Here is a 2,612-nt window from a genome sequence, read left to right on the forward strand (position 1 = left end):
CAACGAGGTCGAGGTGTCCCTTCTGTCGGTCACTGACGTGCAGAAGCGTGAGGTCTCGGCATGCGGCTGCCGGCCCGGGGTCCTTGATCCCGAGCCCGAGTCGTAGGGAGCGTAGGTTCGGCAGAGCGGGAGCGAAGGAGAGGTCCACCGAGGCACCCGGGTGGTGGCAGCCGATCAGCAGTCCTTCGCATTCTCCGGACGTGAACCGCTCGCCGTACTCGGGTTGCCATTGCTCGCAGACGAGCTGCATTTCGTTGATGCCCGACCTGAGGTTTCTGATCTTCAATTGCGGACCTCCCAGGCCGCTGCCCCGAACTGATAACACTCTGCCAGCCGCTGGAGCGGCGGGCCCGGTGGGCCTCACGTTGGCGGGTACCTCGGTGCCTGGCTCGCCGAGCTGGGGGCCGCCGTCGGGTGCTGGCGGGCGAAGCGGGGGTACTGGTGCCTGAGCGGCGGGCCGCGTTGGAGGAGATCGACCCGTTCTGGTGCCCCGCCTGGCCGATCGTGTGGCAGCGCGCCTACGCGGTAGCGCGGCAGTGGTGGCTGGAGGCCGACGGCTACGTGGACTGGCCGGCGTTGCCCGAGGAGACGGTGTTCGAGGGCGAGCAGCTCGGCCGCTGGGTCGTGGCGCAGCGCGCCAGCTTCCCCAGGCTGGAGAGCGACCGGCAAGACCTGCTGACCGCGATCGGCATCGAGCCGGACCCCGCGCTCGTCGCCGCCAAGGCAGACGGCGGAGGCCAAGCCGAAGACCTCCCGCGCGGACCGCTTCGCCCAGGGCCTGACCGCTCTGGCGCGGTTCGTCGAGCGGGAGGGCCATGCGCGGGTGCCCAGACGGGTGAGGGGACGGCGCAGCACTTGGCCTCCACCACTGCGGTGGAGGCCAAGTGCGCTGGGGGTGGGCAGCGATGCCACCTGCTGCCTACCCAGGTGGTCGGTCAGGTGATGCCGGCCAGACCGCTGTGCTTGGCTTCACGTTGCCGAGCAGGCCGCCTGCTGCCTTGCTCATGGGTCGTCCGACGTCCCGGTGCGGAGCGTGTCAGTCCGTACAGGCGGACACGAGCACACCCGGGGTGCCCGGGAGAATGGTCTCGGTGACGGGCCCGAGGGGGATGCTGACCGGGCCGCTGGTGGTCGTACCGGAGACGGTCCCGCTGACGGTGACGGTCACGGGCTGAAGGCTGGTCACCTGGACCGCGACTCCCTGGCCGCCGTTCGGGCAGGCGGCCGGGGTGAGGACGACGGCGGGGAGCGGGCCGCTCGTCACCGTCGCGGTGGTGGCGAGCTTCACGCTGGTGAGCGCCGGAGTCGAGACGCACGACGCGTCGACGCACGCCGAGACGGAGACTTGCGGGACGGGCACCGGTCCGACCGTCAGGCTCACGGAGTGGGAGCCTGCTGCGGCCGGGGCGGGCCACGCAGCGAGCGGGAGGACGCCGAGGGCGAGGCTTGCCGCCGCCTTGACGGCCCGGTTGCCCCATCGGGAGAGAATCATTTTCGCGTTCCTTTCTCTTGTCTGACTATCAGTCGGATCTGGCGCCATCGGCGCCGAGGTCAAGGGGTGCGACGTTCCGGATCGGGTCCATGGGAATGGCGTCGGCGGGTCGAGGGCCAGGTGAGCAGTTGTTCGGCCGTGAAGGTCCGCCGCGTGGGTGGCCGGAGGGCGGCCGAGGCAACCACGCCGGAGTTCGCCGATCGGCGGACGCTGAAGGGGTGGAAATGCGTCGATGCCGAAGGACGCCGCCGGAAATAGGGATGGCATGCTCTGTCGAGGCGCTGTCGAGTAATACCGGAATACTGATCTCCGAGGCTTGCAACCAGGCACCTCATGTGAAAGATATCCTCACGGCCTGCTACGGAGAAGGGGGCGCGCAAATCGCGATGGAGTGAACCTGGCGCGCTGTGGGCGCAGATCGGACCGTCTGCAACGCCATGGCCGAAAGAGGCGTGCACGCCCCATTGACACGCCAAAAATATAGATTGTATGACTACTGTTCGGTTGGTTTTGCATCAGCCTCAATGCGGCAACCGCACACATCGGGTACGGCATCCCGATTGAGATCTCCTCGCGACGCCCGGGGTTCGCCGGCTACGGCCACCCGGGCAGGGCTGATTCAAAGTCTTGGCGATCATGCAAGTGTGCAGGTCGCGGCAGTGTGATGGGGTGGCGCCGGGCCGTTGCGGACGCATCGAGGATCCGGTTGAAGGGGTGACCTGGTCCGTCGCCCTGAACCGGAGCCTCGATGTGCCGTCAGTCTTCCATCTGCTGCCACGCCGACCCGCCTGTTCGTCAACTCGGGAGCGGTGCCGGTCTGGTGGAGCGATTGGCGTTGCTGGTGGATCCGCGTGATCCGCGTGATCGGCGTCACGCTGCTCGGCCCGTGTGTGCTCTTCACCCGGGACAAGGTGTTTGAGCGGTTCGGCCTGGCGGTGATGGACTCGCTGGCTGCCGCACAGACCTTGCTGCGGATGGCCGGTAGTGGGGTGACAGCCCGCAGCTGATCCCGGTCCTGGAACGCATCAGGGTCAAGCGCCCAGGTGGCGGGCATCCGCGTACCCGCCCCGACCACCTCGGCGGCGATAAGGCGTACAGCTCCCGCCGCAATCGCCGCTAC

General features: G+C 68.3%; 4 protein-coding genes and 1 pseudogene. 3 read left to right on the plus strand and 2 right to left on the minus strand.

Going from position 1 to position 2,612, the window contains the following annotated elements; genetic code table 11:
• Nucleotides 1-286: hypothetical protein (locus tag AB0J08_RS41440; RefSeq protein WP_360645327.1), on the minus strand; the 286-nt coding region annotated here is incomplete at its 3' end.
• 218 nt (nucleotides 287-504) lie between these two features.
• Between AB0J08_RS41440 and AB0J08_RS41445 the strand changes: the two genes are divergently transcribed.
• Nucleotides 505-1,095: a helicase associated domain-containing protein gene (locus tag AB0J08_RS41445; RefSeq protein ID WP_360645333.1), complete on the plus strand. Its 591-nt coding sequence runs from the start codon at nucleotides 505-507 to the stop codon at nucleotides 1,093-1,095.
• Here AB0J08_RS41445 and AB0J08_RS41450 read toward each other — a convergent pair.
• On the minus strand, nucleotides 1,037-1,492 hold the full coding sequence (locus AB0J08_RS41450) for a hypothetical protein (RefSeq protein ID WP_360645330.1): 456 nt from the start codon (nucleotides 1,490-1,492) through the stop codon (nucleotides 1,037-1,039). The two genes, AB0J08_RS41445 and AB0J08_RS41450, sit on opposite strands and share 59 nt — an antisense overlap.
• 851 nt (nucleotides 1,493-2,343) lie before the next feature.
• Here AB0J08_RS41450 and AB0J08_RS41455 point away from each other — a divergent pair.
• Nucleotides 2,344-2,499, plus strand: a complete 156-nt coding sequence (locus AB0J08_RS41455; protein WP_360645336.1) for a hypothetical protein — start codon at nucleotides 2,344-2,346, stop codon at nucleotides 2,497-2,499.
• A pseudogene (locus tag AB0J08_RS41460) lies at nucleotides 2,469-2,612 on the plus strand (IS5/IS1182 family transposase); the annotation flags it as partial. The gene AB0J08_RS41455 and the pseudogene AB0J08_RS41460, both read left to right, overlap by 31 nt.

This window comes from Kitasatospora sp. NPDC050463 (assembly GCF_040655255.1).
Taxonomy (GTDB): Bacteria; Actinomycetota; Actinomycetes; order Streptomycetales; family Streptomycetaceae; genus Kitasatospora.

Coding starts and splice junctions, on each gene's coding strand:
- AB0J08_RS41450 (WP_360645330.1), bottom strand. CDS start 1,492: ATGATTCTCTCCCGATGGGGCAACCGGGCCGTCAAGGCGGCGGCAAGC.